15 protein-coding genes are annotated in these 14,843 nt (G+C 76.0%); 8 read left to right on the top strand and 7 right to left on the bottom strand.

The genetic code is table 11. The annotated features are described in order from the left end of the window. Positions 1-54: 54 nt before the first annotated feature. Both Cpa01nite_RS00145 and Cpa01nite_RS00140 read right to left on the bottom strand, forming a co-directional pair. The gene (locus Cpa01nite_RS00145; RefSeq protein ID WP_203666709.1) at positions 55-675 is read right to left on the bottom strand and encodes an L-threonylcarbamoyladenylate synthase; all 621 of its coding nucleotides are present in this window, start codon (positions 673-675) and stop codon (positions 55-57) included. Between the two features lie 216 nt (positions 676-891). After that, positions 892-1,356: a DoxX family membrane protein gene (locus Cpa01nite_RS00140; protein ID WP_203666708.1), complete on the bottom strand. Its 465-nt coding sequence runs from the start codon at positions 1,354-1,356 to the stop codon at positions 892-894. A 113-nt stretch (positions 1,357-1,469) separates the two neighbouring features. Between Cpa01nite_RS00140 and Cpa01nite_RS00135 the strand changes: the two genes are divergently transcribed. After that, complete coding sequence (locus Cpa01nite_RS00135; protein ID WP_203666707.1) at positions 1,470-1,880, top strand: MerR family transcriptional regulator; 411 nt, start codon at positions 1,470-1,472, stop codon at positions 1,878-1,880. A gap of 16 nt (positions 1,881-1,896) precedes the next feature. On the opposite strand, the gene Cpa01nite_RS00130 is transcribed toward Cpa01nite_RS00135, so the two are convergent. The 3 genes from Cpa01nite_RS00130 to Cpa01nite_RS00120 all read right to left on the bottom strand — a co-directional run bounded on the left by Cpa01nite_RS00130 (position 1,897) and on the right by Cpa01nite_RS00120 (position 5,524). Further along, positions 1,897-3,978, bottom strand: coding sequence for an elongation factor G (locus tag Cpa01nite_RS00130; RefSeq protein ID WP_203666706.1), 2,082 nt, complete (start codon positions 3,976-3,978; stop codon positions 1,897-1,899). Positions 3,979-4,113: 135 nt separating this feature from the next. Continuing rightward, the gene (locus Cpa01nite_RS00125; RefSeq protein ID WP_203666705.1) at positions 4,114-5,040 is read right to left on the bottom strand and encodes an FKBP-type peptidyl-prolyl cis-trans isomerase; all 927 of its coding nucleotides are present in this window, start codon (positions 5,038-5,040) and stop codon (positions 4,114-4,116) included. An 88-nt stretch (positions 5,041-5,128) separates the two neighbouring features. Further along, positions 5,129-5,524, bottom strand: coding sequence for a winged helix-turn-helix transcriptional regulator (locus Cpa01nite_RS00120; RefSeq protein WP_203666704.1), 396 nt, complete (start codon positions 5,522-5,524; stop codon positions 5,129-5,131). A 120-nt stretch (positions 5,525-5,644) separates the two neighbouring features. Between Cpa01nite_RS00120 and Cpa01nite_RS00115 the strand changes: the two genes are divergently transcribed. The 5 genes from Cpa01nite_RS00115 to Cpa01nite_RS00095 all read left to right on the top strand — a co-directional run bounded on the left by Cpa01nite_RS00115 (position 5,645) and on the right by Cpa01nite_RS00095 (position 10,347). After that, positions 5,645-6,508, top strand: coding sequence for an SDR family oxidoreductase (locus tag Cpa01nite_RS00115; RefSeq protein WP_203666703.1), 864 nt, complete (start codon positions 5,645-5,647; stop codon positions 6,506-6,508). A gap of 58 nt (positions 6,509-6,566) precedes the next feature. Next, positions 6,567-7,577, top strand: coding sequence for a TIGR03557 family F420-dependent LLM class oxidoreductase (locus Cpa01nite_RS00110; RefSeq protein WP_203666702.1), 1,011 nt, complete (start codon positions 6,567-6,569; stop codon positions 7,575-7,577). 61 nt (positions 7,578-7,638) lie between these two features. Continuing rightward, entirely contained in the window at positions 7,639-8,004 is a 366-nt protein-coding gene (locus Cpa01nite_RS00105) for a hypothetical protein (RefSeq protein ID WP_203666701.1), read from the top strand. 160 nt (positions 8,005-8,164) lie between these two features. Next, positions 8,165-9,304, top strand: a complete 1,140-nt coding sequence (locus tag Cpa01nite_RS00100) for a VIT1/CCC1 transporter family protein (RefSeq protein WP_203666700.1) — start codon at positions 8,165-8,167, stop codon at positions 9,302-9,304. Between the two features lie 101 nt (positions 9,305-9,405). Further along, complete coding sequence (locus Cpa01nite_RS00095; RefSeq protein ID WP_203666699.1) at positions 9,406-10,347, top strand: siderophore-interacting protein; 942 nt, start codon at positions 9,406-9,408, stop codon at positions 10,345-10,347. Positions 10,348-10,355: 8 nt separating this feature from the next. Here Cpa01nite_RS00095 and bsh read toward each other — a convergent pair whose 3' ends face one another. Further along, on the bottom strand, positions 10,356-11,303 hold the full coding sequence (gene bsh, locus Cpa01nite_RS00090) for a choloylglycine hydrolase (protein WP_203666698.1): 948 nt from the start codon (positions 11,301-11,303) through the stop codon (positions 10,356-10,358). A gap of 180 nt (positions 11,304-11,483) precedes the next feature. Next, complete coding sequence (locus tag Cpa01nite_RS00085; protein WP_203666697.1) at positions 11,484-12,587, bottom strand: DNA glycosylase AlkZ-like family protein; 1,104 nt, start codon at positions 12,585-12,587, stop codon at positions 11,484-11,486. Between the two features lie 195 nt (positions 12,588-12,782). Between Cpa01nite_RS00085 and Cpa01nite_RS00080 the strand changes: the two genes are divergently transcribed. Beyond that, on the top strand, positions 12,783-14,264 hold the full coding sequence (locus tag Cpa01nite_RS00080; protein WP_203666696.1) for a gluconokinase: 1,482 nt from the start codon (positions 12,783-12,785) through the stop codon (positions 14,262-14,264). Positions 14,265-14,266: 2 nt separating this feature from the next. Further along, complete coding sequence (locus tag Cpa01nite_RS00075) at positions 14,267-14,830, top strand: putative glycolipid-binding domain-containing protein (RefSeq protein WP_203666695.1); 564 nt, start codon at positions 14,267-14,269, stop codon at positions 14,828-14,830. Positions 14,831-14,843: the final 13 nt, after the last annotated feature.

The raw sequence follows: 14,843 nt of genomic DNA, 5'->3' as shown, positions 1-14,843 counted from the left end.
CGGCGCCGTGCTCGGGCCACGGGACGACTGCGGAGGCCGGCCTTTCCTCGAGCATCAGGAGAACCGGTCCGGGTCGCCGGCGCCCTCGCGGACCACCTCGGGGTAGCCCTCCGACCAGTCGACGACCGTCGTGGGTGCGGCGGAGACCTCGCCGGCCTCGATCACGGCGTCGACCACGTGGTCGAGCTCCTCCTTGACCGTCCAGCCGTCGGTCTGCGGCTCGGTGTCGCCCGGCAGGATCAGCGTCGAGGACAGCAGCGGCTCGCCGAGCTCGTGCAGGATCGCCTGCACCACCCGGCTGTCGGGGATGCGCACGCCGACGGTCTTCTTCTTCGGGTGGGCGAGCCGCCGCGGCACCTCCTTGGTCGCCGGGAGGATGAACGTGTACGGCCCGGGCGTCGCGGCCTTGATCGCGCGGAACGGCGCGTTGTCGAGCCGCACGAGCTGCCCGAGCTGCGCGAAGTCCGTGCACATCAGCGTGAAGTGGTGCTTGTCGGTCAGGTGCCGGATCGCGCGGATCCGGTCGGCGCCGGTGTGGCTCTCCATCCGGCAGCCGAGGGCGTACCCGGAGTCGGTCGGGTAGGCGATCAGCGCGTCGTCGCGCAGCAGCTGCACGACCTGGCCGATCGACCGGGCCTGCGGGTCGTGGGGGTGGACGTCGAAGAACCGGGCCATGCGGTCGAGGGTGGCACGGCGCCCGCGCCCCGACCACCCCGGGATCGCGGGCGGTCCGGTCAGCCCAGCACCGCCACCAGGACGTCCGCGTCGGGGCCGAGCGGCCGCAGGTCGCAGGTCGCGCGGGTCGGCCGACGCACCGCGGTCGTCTCGGGGCGGCGGACGACGGGGCGGCCCCGAGCCCGGGCCCGGGGTCGCCGTCGTCGTCCGGGACCGTCAGCGGTGGACGGCGCCCTTGGCCTTCTTCGCCGCCTTCACGCCGGCCTTCTTCGCCGAGGACGTCAGCGTGTCGATGAGGTACGACGCCGCGGCGCCGAGGATCACGACGTCCTTGGCGATCCCGATGCCGTTCGGGTTGGGCCGCGGGTCGCCCTCGCCGCGGTGCAGCGCGGGGGTGCGGAAGTACATCCCGACGAGCGCCGCGGAGAACGCGGTGAACCCGGTCGCGACGGCGACGCGGGGGAAGACCGGGACGAGCAGCGCGGTGCCCAGCCCGACCTCGGTCACCGCGAGCGCCTTCGTGAACGTCTTCGGGTCCACGTCCGCGAGGAACGGGTACGCCCCGGCGGCGGTGCCGTGCAGGCCCTTCGCGGTGTCCTCGTCGGCGCCGAGCTTGTCCAGGCCGGAGTTCAGGATGTAGGCGCCGGCGCCCAGGCGCAGGGGCAGGTGACGGAGCTTCACGCGTCCTCCTCGAAGGTGGGGATGTCGCCTCGACGCTACGGCGGGCGGGGCCGGCGCGCAGGGCGACCGGCGCGGGCGGGTCCCCGGGCCGCCGACAGGAGCATGCTGAGAGCGTGACCCAGGACAGCCGCACCCGCACCATCGCCGAGGCCGCCGCGGCGACCGGGCTGACGCCCCACACGCTCCGCTACTACGAGCGCGACGGCCTGCTGCTCGAGGCCGTCGAGCGGGCGTCGTCCGGGCACCGCCGGTACACCGAGCGCGACCTCGCCTGGATCCACCTGCTGACCCGGCTGCGGGCCACCGGCATGCCGATCCGGGAGATCCGGGAGTACGCCGAGCTCGTGCGGGAGGGCGACGGCACGGAGCCGCGGCGGCTGGCGCTGCTGGAGGCGCACCGGGACGCCGTGCGGGCGCACCTCGCCGAGGTCCAGGAGCACCTGGCGACGATCGAGCGGAAGATCGACGTCTACGCCGATCGGCTCGGGTCGGGCGCGCCGGTGCCCGAGGCGGCGGCGGGCTGAGCCGGCCGGGCCGCGGTCACACCCGCGTCAGGTGGCCCGGCCGGACCTCGTAGCCGCCCGGCTCGAGCAGCACCTCGCCCCGTCCGCCGGTGAGCGCCCGCAGGTCGAGGGCGTACCGCACGACCTCGGCCTCGGGGACCACGGCCTCGATCCGCACCCGGCCGTCGTCCGTGGTGCTGCTCGCGGAGATCCGGCCGCGCCGCCCCGACAGGTCGCCGAGCACGTCGCCCTGCGCGTCGGGCGGCACGACGACGGTGACGCCCAGGGTCGGCTCGAGCAGCACGGTGCCGGCAGAGGCGAGCGCGGCGCGGACGCCCGCCGCGGCGGCGGTGCGGAACGCCATGTCGGAGGAGTCGACCGCGTGCGCCTTGCCGTCGTGGACCTCGACCTGCACGTCGACGACGGGGTGCCCCAGTGGACCGCCGGCGGCGAGCGCCTCGGCCGCGCCGCGCTCGACGGCTGGCAGGTAGGACCGGGGGACGGCGCCGCCGACGACGGAGTCGACGAACGCGAACCCGGACCCGGGCGGCAGCGGGGTGAGCCGGAGCTGCACGACCGCGAACTGCCCGTGCCCGCCGGACTGCTTCTTGAGCCGGCCCTCCGCCTCGGCGGGCCGGGCGAGGGTCTCCCGGTAGGCGATCCGCACGGGCTCGGTGGTGACGTGCACGCCGAACACCCGGGCCAGCCGTTCGACCGCCACGGCCAGGTGCGCGTCGCCGAGCCCGCGCAGCACCGCCTGGTGCGCGGTGCGCTCGACCACGAGGGTCGGGTCCTCGGCGGCGAGCCGGGTGAGCGCGGCGGACAGCTTGTCGTCGTCGGCCTGGCTGACCGGCACCAGCGCGACGCCGATCACGGGGGGCCGGGCGGGCAGGGTCGCGGGGCGGACCGGCTGCGCGCGGGCTGCGAGCAGCGTGCCGGTGGGCGCGGAGCCGAGCTTGGCCACCGCCGCGATGCCGCCCGCGGGGACCGCGTCGACCGGCAGGTGCTCGCGCCCGCGCAGCCGGAACAGGCCGTGCAGCCGCTCCTCGGTGCCGGCGGCGGTCGTCAGGCGGTCGCCCGACCGCACCGTCCCCGACAGCACCTTGAAGACCGACACCTGGCCGACGAACGGGTCGGCGACGGTCCGGAACACGTGCAGCACGGGCTCGCCGGCCGGGTCGGCGGGCAGCTCGGTGGTCGCGCCGTCGTCCGGTCCGCCGCCGCCGACCCGGAGCCGCGCGGGCCGGTCCGCCGGGGAGGGGCCGATCTCGCACACGAGGTCGGCGAGCCGGTCGATCCCGACGCCGGTCGCCGCGGACGCCACGAGCACGGGCACCGCGCCGCAGGACGCGACCTCGCGCGCCAGCGTCCGCTCCAGGTCGGCCGGGCCGGGCTCGTCCCCGGACAGGTAGCGCTCCAGCTGGTCGTCGTCGTGCGCGACGATCTCCTCCGTCACCTCGCCGTGCAACCGGTGCTCCTCGTCCGCGACGTCCGCGGGCAGCTCGCAGTCGCGGTGCCGGCCGTCCGCGCCGTAGTCCAGCCCGCGGTCCGACAGCACGTCGGCGACCCCGTGCAGCGCCTGCTCCTCACCGAGCGGCAGCTCCAGGGGCAGCACCGCGGCGGGGTCGTGGCCGGTCCGCGCGGCCAGGTCGCGCACCTGGTCCAGCACGCGGTGGAAGTCGGCGCGGGCGCGGTTCTCCTGCGAGACGACGACGAGGCGGGGGATCCCCGCCTCGTCGCACCGCCGCCACGCCGCCTCCGTCCCGGACTGGACCCCGTCGACGGCGCTCACCACCAGCACCGCGAGGTCGGCGACGCCGAGGGCCGCGTCCACCGCCCCCGCGAAGTCGGGCGACCCCGGCGTGTCCAGGAGGGTGACGCGGTGGGTGCTGCCCTGGCTGCACGTCCAGTCGAGGTCGGCCACGCCGAGCGCCACGGAGGAGCCGCGCGCCACCTCCTCGGGCTCGTGGTCGCAGACCGTCGAGCCGTCCTCGACCCGCCCGGCGCGCGGGACGGCCCCGGCGCGCAGGAGCAGGGCCTCGGCGAGTGTCGTCTTGCCCGATCCGCCGTGGCCGACGAGCGCCACGTTGCGGACCGTCGGCGTCGTTGCCGCGTCCATCGCACGTCCTTCGAGGAGCCGGTGCCAAGACGGCCAGGCTAACCACGCGGGTCGCGGGACGACAGGGACCTCGGCCGCTGGTGCGACCGAGGTCCCTGTGCGTGCGGTGCGGCGCGCTGCCGGCGCCGGGGTGGGTCAGGACGCGGCGAGGATGTCCACGACGAAGACCAGCGTCGAGCCGCCGGGGATGTCCCCGGAGTCCTCGTCGCCGTAGCCGAGGTCCGGCGGGACGACGAGCAGCACCTGGCTGCCGACCGGCTGGCCGGCGATGCCCTGCTGCCAGCCCTGGATGAGGTTCGTCAGCGGGAAGGTCGCGGGCGCGCCGCGCTCCCAGGACGAGTCGAACTGCGTGCCGTCCCAGAGCCAGCCCGTGTACTGGATCGTGACGGTCGCCCCGGCCTCGACCGCGGCGCCCGTGCCCTGGATCAGCGGCTGGACGACCAGCTCGGTCGGCGGCTCGGCGTCGACGGGCTCGATGGACGGCGCGCCGTCCTCGTCCAGGGTGACCGTCGGCAGGCCCTCGGGCAGGTCGGTGACCGCGGTGCCCTCGGCGCGCGTCGGCACGGCCTCGGTGCTCACGATCTCGAAGGCCCAGATGAGCGTGAGGTCGGACGACGGCTCGGCGTACAGGACGCGCGCGCCGACCTGCTGGCCGACGAGCTCGGCGAGCATGACCTCGGGCAGCGCCGTGGCGTCCGCGAGGTACTGCTGCGGCTCGGCGCCGTAGGTCGAGCCCTGGCTGCTGCCGTCCTCGCCGCTCACCGCGGTGAGGTTCACGGTCACCAGGTCGCCCTCGGCGATCGTGTCGCCCTCCCCGGGGCTCGCGACGCGCGCGACCGGGGCGGAGACGGTGAACGGCTGCTCGAACTCGAAGGACGGCTCCTGGCCGGGCTCACCGGTCAGGGTCACGCCCTCGAGCGCGGCGACGTCCTCGGCGGACGCCGTGGCGGCGGCCGAGGCGGTCTCGCTCGGGGAGGCGGAGTCGTCCGCACCACCCCCGTCGCCGCACGCGGCGAGCAGCAGGAGGGAGGCGGCGAGGAGGGAGGCGGCCGTACGGCGCACGTGCTCGTCCTTCGGTCGGTGACGGGGTGCGGGGGTCAAGGGTAGGCGCCCCCGCTGTGGACCGCCGCGGGCGGGCCGGCGACGCTGGTCAGCCGCGCGCGACCATCGCGTCCGCGTGCCGCACGACCCAGCCCATGAGCGGCAGCAGGTGGTCCGCGAGGTCGCGGCCCAGCGGGGTGAGCGAGTAGTCGACCCGCGGCGGGATCGACGGGGTGGCCTCGCGGAGGACGAGGCCGTCGGCCTCGAGCGTGCGCAGGGTCGAGGCGAGCATCTTCTCGCTGATGCCCTCGACCAGGCGGCGGAGCTCGCCCCAGCGCAGCGTCCGCTCGGACAGCGCGACCAGGACGAGGACGCCCCACTTGCTGGTGACGTGGTCGAGCACGACCCGGCTCGGGCACGCGGACGACAGCACGCCGTCGGTGAGCAGGTCGCTCAGCGCGAACCCGGGGGTGGTCGGGGTCGTGGCCACGATGCTTACCGCCATGCCAGTACCTTACCCGGAAGTGGGTACCGGCGACCGGGAAGGGTGGACCCTCGCGGGCCGTTGGGGCGGGTGCCGGACGCGTCAGGCGGCCGGGCACGCCCTACCTCCAGGAGTCTTCCCATGTCGATCGTCGTCACCGGCGCCACCGGCCACCTCGGCCGCCTCGTCGTCACCCACCTGCTCGCCGACGGCGTCCCGGCCGGCAGCATCGTCGCGGCCGGCCGCCGCACCGAGGCGCTCGCGGACCTCGCGGAGCGCGGCGTCCGGGTCGCGCGGCTCGACTACGGGCAGCCCGAGACGGTCGCCGCCGCGCTGGAGGGGGCCGAGACGGTCCTGCTGATCTCCGGCAGCGAGGTCGGGCAGCGCGTCGAGCAGCACCGCGCGGTCATCGAGGCCGCCAAGGGCGCGGGGGTCCGCCGCCTCGTCTACACGTCCGCGCCGCAGGCCGACACGTCGCCGCTGGTGCTGGCGCCGGAGCACAGGGCCACCGAGGAGATCCTGCGCGGGTCCGGCCTCGTCTTCACGATCCTGCGCAACGGCTGGTACACCGAGAACTACCTCGGCGACGTGCAGCGGGCCGGCGAGACCGGCGAGATCGTCGGCGCGTACGGCGACGGCCGGGTGGCCTCCGCGCCGCGCGACGACTTCGCCGCGGCCGCCGCCGTGGTGCTGCGGACCGAGGGCCACGACGACGCCGTGTACGAGCTGTCCGGCGACGAGGCGTGGGGCTTCGACGAGCTCGCCGCGGCCGCCTCCGAGCTCCTGGGCCGGCCGGTGGCCTACCGCGCGGTGTCGTCCGCGCAGCGCGCCGCCGACCTGGCCGCCGCCGGGCTCGACGAGGGCACCGTCGGGTTCGTCGTCGCCCTGGAGGAGAACACCCGCGACGGGCTGCTCGCCGCGACGCCGGGCGACCTGGCGCGCCTCCTCGGCCGACCCACCACCCCGCTCGTCGACGCCCTGCGCGCCGCCCTCGCGCAGGCCTGACCGCCGGGCCGGCCGCCCCGGGATGCCGGGGCGGCCGGTCGGTGTGAGGCTCGGATGCATGACGCGATTCGGGTACACCCTCATGACCGAGCAGTCCGGGCCGAAGCAGCTCGTGGGGTACGCGGCGGACGCCGAGAAGACCGGCTTCGACTTCCTCGTCTCCTCCGACCACTACTTCCCGTGGGTCGACGAGCAGGGCCACGCGCCGTACGCGTGGTCGCTGCTCGGCGCCGTCTCCCAGGTGACGTCCCGCGTCGACCTGATGACGTACGTGACCTGCCCGATCGTCCGGTACCACCCGGCGGTCGTCGCGCAGAAGGCCGCCACGCTCGGCGTGCTGTCGGACGGCCGGTTCACGCTCGGCCTCGGCGCCGGCGAGAACCTCAACGAGCACGTGGTCGGAGAGCGCTGGCCGGCCGTCGGCGAGCGGCACGACATGATGGAGGAGGCCGTCGAGATCATCCGGTCGCTCCTCGACGGCGAGCGCCTGACGTTCGACGGCGTGCACTTCCGCACCGACTCGGCGAAGCTCTGGGACCTCCCGGACGCCCCGGTCGAGATCGGCATCGCCGTGTCGGGCGCGCAGTCGGTGTCCCGGTTCGCGCCGCTGGCCGACCACCTGATCGCGACCGACCCGGAGGCCGAGCTGCTGTCCTCCTGGGACGAGGCGCGCACCGAGGTCGCGCAGTCGATCGGCGGCGAGACCCCGCCGCCGTCCCGCAAGATCGGCCAGATCCCGATCTCGTGGGATCCTGATCTCGAGACCGCGAAGCAGCGCGCGCACGAGCAGTTCCGCTGGTTCGCCGGCGGGTGGAGCGTGAACGCCGACCTGCCGACGACCGAGGCGTTCGCCGCCGCGAGCCAGTACGTGCGGCCGGACGACGTCGCGGAGACCATCCCGTGCGGGCCGGACCTGGACGCGATCGTCGAGAAGATCCAGCCGTACTGGGAGGCCGGGTTCACCGACATCGCCCTGGTGCAGGTGGGCGACGCCGCGCAGCAGCAGTTCCTCGACGAGGTCGCCGAGCCGCTGCTGCAGAAGCTCCGGGACGCCGCCCCGTCGTCCTGAACCCCGCGGCTGCGCAACCGCGGGGTTGCGCAGCCGCCGCGTTGCCGAGGAGGTGCGGCCGATGGCCGTGACCGCGTTCCAGGACCTGCCGCTGGCCGACCGCGACCGCGCGTGGGACGGGGCGTCCGCCGAGAAGCGCGTGCGCGCGTGGGCGGACGCCGAGGACGAGCCGAACGAGAAGTACCGCGACGCGCACGTCTGGTACGACGCCGACGCCAAGCAGAACTTCACCGCATACAAGCTGCTGATCGCCGACGTGGTGGGCGGGAGGCTCGTCGCCGTCCCGCGCGGCGTGTTCGCGGCGGCGGCCGTGGTGCAGGGCTCGCGCGGCGGGGTCGACCTGCCGGCGAAGGACGTCGACCGGGTGAAGAGCCACCTCGCGAAGTACTACGCGAAGCTGGACGAGACGCCGCCCTGGGAGGACTGAGCCCGGCCGGCCGTCCGGCGGGCGCCGGACCGCCTCGCCGCACGACCTCGCGGGGGCGCCCCGGGTGCTCGGCGCGGGCCGTGCGGACCGCCCGATTCGGGCGCCCGAATCGGCGCGGATCGCGTGACTCCGGGCTCCGGTGCGCCCACCATGGAGCACCGTGCCACCCATCGACCAGGCCCCCGGGGCCCCCGCCGTCGCGCCCACGCGGCGCCAGATCCGCCGCTGGCGCCGCTACCTCGCCGACGAGCGCGCCGAGGCCGCCGCCTACCGCGACCTCGCCTCCCGCCGCACCGGCGAGGAGCGCGCGATCCTGCTCGCGCTCGCCGACGCGGAGAAGCGCCACGAGCAGCACTGGCTCGACCTGCTCGGCGACCAGGTCGGCCGCCCGCTGCCCGGCGACGTCCGGTCGCGCGTGCTCGGCGCGCTGGCCCGGCGGTTCGGCGGCGTGTTCGTCCTCGCGCTCGCCCAGCGCGCCGAGGCGCGGTCCACCTACGGCGAGGACGTCGACGCCACGCCGACCATGGCGGCGGACGAGCGGATCCACGAGGAGGTCGTGCGCAGCCTCGCGATGCGCGGGCGCAGCCGGATGTCCGGGACGTTCCGCGCGGCGGTGTTCGGCGCCAACGACGGCCTGGTCAGCAACCTCGCGCTGGTGCTCGGCATCGGCGCGAGCGGCGTCGCGACGTCGACCGTGCTGCTGACGGGCCTCGCCGGCCTGCTCGCCGGCGCGCTGTCCATGGGCGCGGGCGAGTACGTCTCGGTGCGCTCGCAGCGCGAGCTGCTCGAGGCCTCCCGCCCGAGCCCGCAGGCGCGCGACGCGCTGCCGCACCTCGACCTGGACGCGAACGAGCTCGCGCTGGTCTACCGGGCGCGGGGGATGGGCGCCGAGGAGGCGCAGGCCCGTGCCGCCGGGGTGCTCGCGGACCTGTCGGTGCTCGGCGGCGGCGCGGTGGTGCTGCCCGCGGACGACGCGGCCGCCGCGGGCGCGGGCACCGAGGAGGTCGACGAGCACGAGACCGTCGGCAGCGCGCTGGGCGCCGCGCTGGCGAGCTTCTGCTTCTTCGCGGGCGGCGCGATCGTCCCGGTGCTGCCGTACCTGCTGGGCATGGAGGGCTGGGCCGCGGTCGCGCTCGCCTCGGGGCTGGTCGGTGTCGCGCTGCTCGGCACCGGCGCCACGGTCGGCGTCCTGTCGGGGTCGTCGCCGGCCAAGCGGGCGCTGCGACAGCTCGCGATCGGCTTCGGCGCCGCCGCGGCGACGTACCTGCTGGGGCTGGCGTTCGGGACGTCGGTGGCGTGACGGCCGGGCGCTCCGGCCTCGGCCGGCCCCGCGGTGTCCACCCTGTGGGATGTGTCACATGGGGGGTGAGGTAAGCCTTGCCTTCGGGTTACGGTGGCGGCATGACAGCGTCCACCGCCGCGCCGGCCGTCACCACGCCGTTCCGGTTCTTCGACGTCCGGGTGTCGCGGATCGTGGACCTCAGCCCGTCGTTCCGCCGGTTCACGTTCACCGGCGCGGACCTCGACCAGTTCGCCGACAACGGGTTCGACCAGCGCATCAAGCTGCTGCTCCCGCTGCCGTGCGGCTACGACGCCGTCCCCACCGGCGACTCCTGGTACCTGCAGTGGCGCGAGCTGCCGGACGAGCTCCGGCACCCGATCCGCACCTACACGGCCCGGACCGCCCGCAACGACGTCCGCGAGCTCGACGTCGACATGGTGCTGCACGGCGACGGCGGCCCGGCGTCCGCCTGGGCCGGCTGCGCCCAGGTCGGTGACTCGCTCGTCATCCTCGGCCCGAACCGCGAGCACGCGGGCCCGTCGGGCGGCATCGACTTCGTCCCGCCCGCGCACGCCGACCGCCTGCTGCTGGCCGGTGACGAGACCGCCGCGCCCGCCATCGCCGGCATCCTCGAGCGGCTGCCCCGCGACGCCCGCGGCGAGGCGCTCATCGAGGTCCCGGTGACCGGCGACGCGATCCCCGTCGACGCCCCGGCCGGCGTGACGGTCCGCTGGCTGCCGCGCGACGGCGCCCACCACGGCTCGCTGCTCGTCCCCGCGGTCCAGGCCGCGTGCAAGCGGCTCATGCCGCACGACGCCCCGCTGCCCGAGGGCATGGAGCTCGACGACGTCGACATCGACGACGGCATCCTGTGGGAGGTCCCCGTCGACCACGCCACCGGTGAGCCGCTGCGCCAGTCCGCCGCGCTGTACGCGTGGCTCGCGGGGGAGGCCGGGGCGATCAAGACGCTGCGGCGGCACCTCGTCGGGACGTGCGGCGTGGACCGGAAGGCCGTGGCGTTCATGGGGTATTGGCGCGAGGGACGGGCCGAGGGGGCCTGAGGGTCCCGCTACGCCAGGATCGGCTCCGTCCCGTCGAGCGCCTGGTCGGCGAGCGCGACGCTGCGCACCGCCGGGTCCTCGTAGGTGTTCCAGTAGTACGTCGAGGTCCGCGACGAGAACAGGCCGGTGTAGATCGTCCTCTCGAACTCGCCGGAGGCCATGGCCGCGCAGCCGTCGACCATCGCGACCTGCTGCAGGGTGTGGAAGGCGCGGCTGACGTTCTCCTCCTCGGAGGCCTGCTCCGGGTAGTGCGCGTGCACGTAGGCCGCGCGCACGAACCGCGACGGGGAGGAGTAGTCCCCGGGGACCCCGCGCATGTGCGACCCCGAGCCGAACGGGGCCAGCTTCGCCCGCCCGAGCACCGTCTCCTCGGGGAACTCCGGCGAGACGTTGAGGTAGTTCCGCAGGTTCTCGTGGTGCCAGCCGAAGCCGGGTTGATTCGCGAGGACGTCGACGTCGTCGTCGTGCACGTGCAGGCCGTCGGCGGTCTGCTCCAGGACGATCGCGCGGTCCGCGTCCCCGATGATCCAGTGCAGCAGCGAGCTGGGGTAGCGCTCGTCGACCGGGCGGTCGACGACCACGACGTCGCGGAGCGCCGCCTCCACCTCGTCCACCGTGGAGAACCGCGCGGCCACCCAGAACGGGAGCTCGTACGCGGCGACGTTCGTCGCGCCGTCGACGGGTCCTGGCGCGTACCGGGCGTACCCGGGGAAGTTGAGGCCGGCGACGGCCAGGCCGGCGTCGTTGCCGCAGTCGAAGTACAGCGGCGTGCCGTCCTCGACGATCCCCATGCCGATGACCGCATGCCGGACCTCGGGCACGGCGCCGAACGGCGACCGCGGGCGGTACCCCGTCGGCGTCACGACGACGCGCTCGCCGTAGCCGCTGGTCCAGTCGAGGTTGCGGGCGAGGTAGAGATGACCCTGGCCGTCCGAGAACCGGATTCCTGTGCACATGTCGAAGCCCCCTGGCGGAGCGGCGCCTCGACCGGGACGTGTCGCAGCCGCGGTCGGGCTCGCTCGTCGTCGGCGCCCGGGCCCCCTGCGTACCGCCCCGACGCGCACGTCGAGCGTCCTCCTGGTGGGTGCCCTCGGCATCTGGGCCGGCCGGGGCCGACGGGCCACCCGCCCGTCGCCTCAGCCCGGCCCGACCCGGAGGTCGAGCGCGCGCCCGAGCAGCGTGCCCAGCCGGTCGGCCTCGGCGTCCAGCGCGTCCTCCGGCGGCGACCCCGCCTCGGCGAACCAGGTGACGTCGAGCGCACCGCCGGGCCCGGCCGCCCACGTCCCCGCCACGACCCCGCCGCGCAGCACCAGCGCCGCCCCGCGGGTCACCCCGGCCCGGCGCGCCGCCGGCACCACGCGCTCGTCCGCCGTCCCCGGGCCGAGCACCCACTGGTCGTGCGCCGCCAGCAGCGTCACCGCGTCGGTGGGCTCCGCGGCCTCGACCTCGGCGACGTGCTCGCGCAGCAGCAGCGCCGGCTCACCGTCGACCGCCACCTCGGTCGCGGCGTCGCGCAGCACCTCGTCCGTCCACCGCTCGACCCGTCTCCGGCCCGCGCTCAAGCCCTCCGCCAGCCAGTAGTGCAGGTTGGCCCGCGTCGCCGGGCCGTACGCGCCGAGGTAGGCGACGACCGCCCGGCGGCCCGCCTCGTCCAGGTCCGGCAGCCCGCGCCACCGTGGGCTCGCGGACGGTGACGCGAACGTCGGCCGCCCGTCCGGCGACGGGCCGAAGCAGAGCTCGCCGTGCCACGCGATCGGCTTGAGCAGCGTCATGCTCGGGTGCAGCAGCGCGTCGCCGAGGTGGGCGAACCGCGGGACGGCGGTCACCGCGGCGGCGAACGCCTCCCGGTCCAGCGGCCCGTCGGCCAGCGCCCCGCGCACGGCGTCGAGCAGCGCCGGCCAGTCGTCCGGCCGCAGGTCGTAGTGCTCCTGCCAGCTCCGCAGGGCCCACTGCCGGCTCGCGGTCCGGACGGCGAGGTAGGCGCCGGCCTCGTCGGCCGCCATCAGGTGGGACGAACCGCGGAACGCGAACGTGCGGATGAGGTCGCCGGCGGCGACGGCCGCCGCGACCGCGCCCGGGGCCGGGTCGGCCAGCCGACGGCGCACCGCGAGGTCGGCGTCGCCGGACCACGCCGGCACGGCGCCCAGCCGGCGCACGACCTCGTGGGCGGTCGCCGCGCCGGACAGCAGGTGCTGCCGGCCGAGCCGCCACGCCAGCGCCTGCGCCGACGAGATCGTCATGCCCCGCAGAGTAGGGCCGGCCCCCGACACGGCGAGGTCGTCACAACCGGCCGAGGTCGTCAGGAACGCATGACGACCTCGCCGAGATATGACGACCTCGAGGGGAGGGCCGGGGGGTCGGCGCGAGGGCGGCCCGCGCGCCCCGCCGCTAGGGTCGGTCGGGACCCGCGCCGCCGACGACGAGGACGCACCACGATGGCCCGGACCACGGACGACGTCTCCCTGGACGTCGCGCTCGACCCGCTGGTGGTCGCGCTCGACATCGGGTCCACCGCGACCCGCGGCGGCGTGCACGACGCCGCCGGCCGCCCGGTGCACGGGTTGCAGCACAAGGTGCCGCACGCGTTCACCGTCGCGCCCGACGGGATGTCGGTCATCGACCCGGACCAGGTGACCGCCGAGGTCGAGCAGGTGCTGGACGCCGTGACCGCCGAGCGCCGGCTGGGGACGCGGATCGCGGGGGTCGCGCTCGACACGTTCGCCGCGTCGCTGATCGGCGTGGACGCCAGGGGTCGCCCGCTGACGCCGTGCCTCACCTACGCCGACGCGCGCAGCGCCGCGGCGGTCGCCGAGCTGCGCGAGGAGCTGGACGAGCGCGCCGTCCAGCAGCGCACCGGCACCCGGATCCACACGAGCTACCACGCGCCCCGGCTGCGCTGGCTGGCCGGCGCCGACCCGGGGGTCGTCGCGGCCGCCGCCGCGTGGTGGTCGCTCGGCGAGTACGTGTACGCGCGGCTGGTCGGCGAGCCGTTGGCGGGCACGTCGACGGTCGCCTGGACCGGCCTGCTCGACCGGCGCACCGGCGCGCTGGACGCCGAGCTGCTGGCCGCCGCCGGCACCGGGCCGGACCGGTTCTCCCCGCCGCGGGACACCACCGACCCCGCGACGCCCGCCGCCCCGGTGCGGTGGCCCGCGCTCGCCCGCGCCGCCTGGTTCCCGGTGATCACGGACGGCTACGCCAGCAACGTCGGCTCCGGTGCCACGGACGCGACGGTGATGGCCGCGTCGACGGCGACCTCCGGCGCGCTCCGGGTCCTGGTCGACGGTCCGGCCGACCCGCTGCCGTTCGGGCTGTGGAACTACCGCGTCGAGGCGGGCCGGACGCTGCTCGGCGGGGCGATCAACGACGTGGGGCGGGCGGTGAGCTGGGCGCAGGCCACGCTGCGCCTGGGCGACGACCTCGGCCCCGTGCTCGCCGCCGCGCCTGCGGACGGGACGCCGCTCGTGCTGCCGTACCTCACGGGGGAGCGGGCGCCGGGCTGGGCCGGTGGAGCCCGCGCCGCGCTCACGGGCGTCTCGGCGGCCACGACCCCCGACGTGCTGTACCGCGGCATCGTCGAGGGGGTCGCCCTCACCTACGCGCGTGTGGCCGACGAGCTGCGCCCCGCCGCGCCGGACGTGGTCGAGGTCGCGGCGTCCGGGCGGGTCAGCGGCGAGGAGCCGGAGTGGCTGCAGGTCCTCGCGGACGTGCTCGGGCGGCCGGTCACGCACGTGACCCGGAAGCGGGCGACCCAGCGCGGCACGGCGCTGCTCGCGCTGGGCGTCCTCGCGCCGGACGTCGAGCGGGCGCCGCGCGCGACCGGCGCGACGTACGAGCCGCGCGCCGAGCACGCCGGGTACTACGCCGACCGCGCAGCGCGGTTCGGCGCGGCGTACGACGCGCTGGTCGGAGGCTGAGGGTGCCCGCGCGGTTCGCGGCGTTCCCGGCGTGGGCCGCCTGGCGGTTCGTCGACGCGGTCGACGGGTTCGAGGTCGTCCACCCGACGCCGGGGCGGTTGCGCGGGCACACGTCCGCGCTGGAGGACGGCCGGACCTACGCCGTCCGGTACGAGATCACGCTGGACGACGCGTGGCGGACGCGCGAGGCCCGGGTGTGGTCCGACACCGTCGACGGACCGCGGTCGACGGTGGTCCGCTCCGACGGCCGCGGCACCTGGACCGTCGACGGAGAACCGGCGCCGCACCTGGACGGTCTCGGGGACGTCGACCTGGAGGCCTCGGCCTGCACGAACACGCTCCCGGTGCACCGGCTGGACCTCCCGGTCGGCGAGGTCGTCGCCGCGCCGGCCGTCTACGTGCAGGCGCAGGACCTCGCCGTCGTCCGCCTGGAGCAGACCTACTCCCGCCGGCCGGACGGGCGGTTCGACTACACGTCGCAGGGCGGCGCGTTCCGGGCGGTCCTCACCTACGACGACGCGGGGCTGATCCTCGACTACCCGGGCATCGCGGTCCGGGCGGGCTGAACCCGCGCCCGGC

Origin of the sequence: Cellulomonas pakistanensis, from assembly GCF_016862755.1 — a bacterium.
Classification (GTDB): Bacteria; Actinomycetota; Actinomycetes; order Actinomycetales; family Cellulomonadaceae; genus Cellulomonas; species Cellulomonas pakistanensis.
The sequence above is the reverse complement of the archived record's forward strand: the minus strand, read 5'-3'. Positions and strand labels throughout refer to the sequence as shown.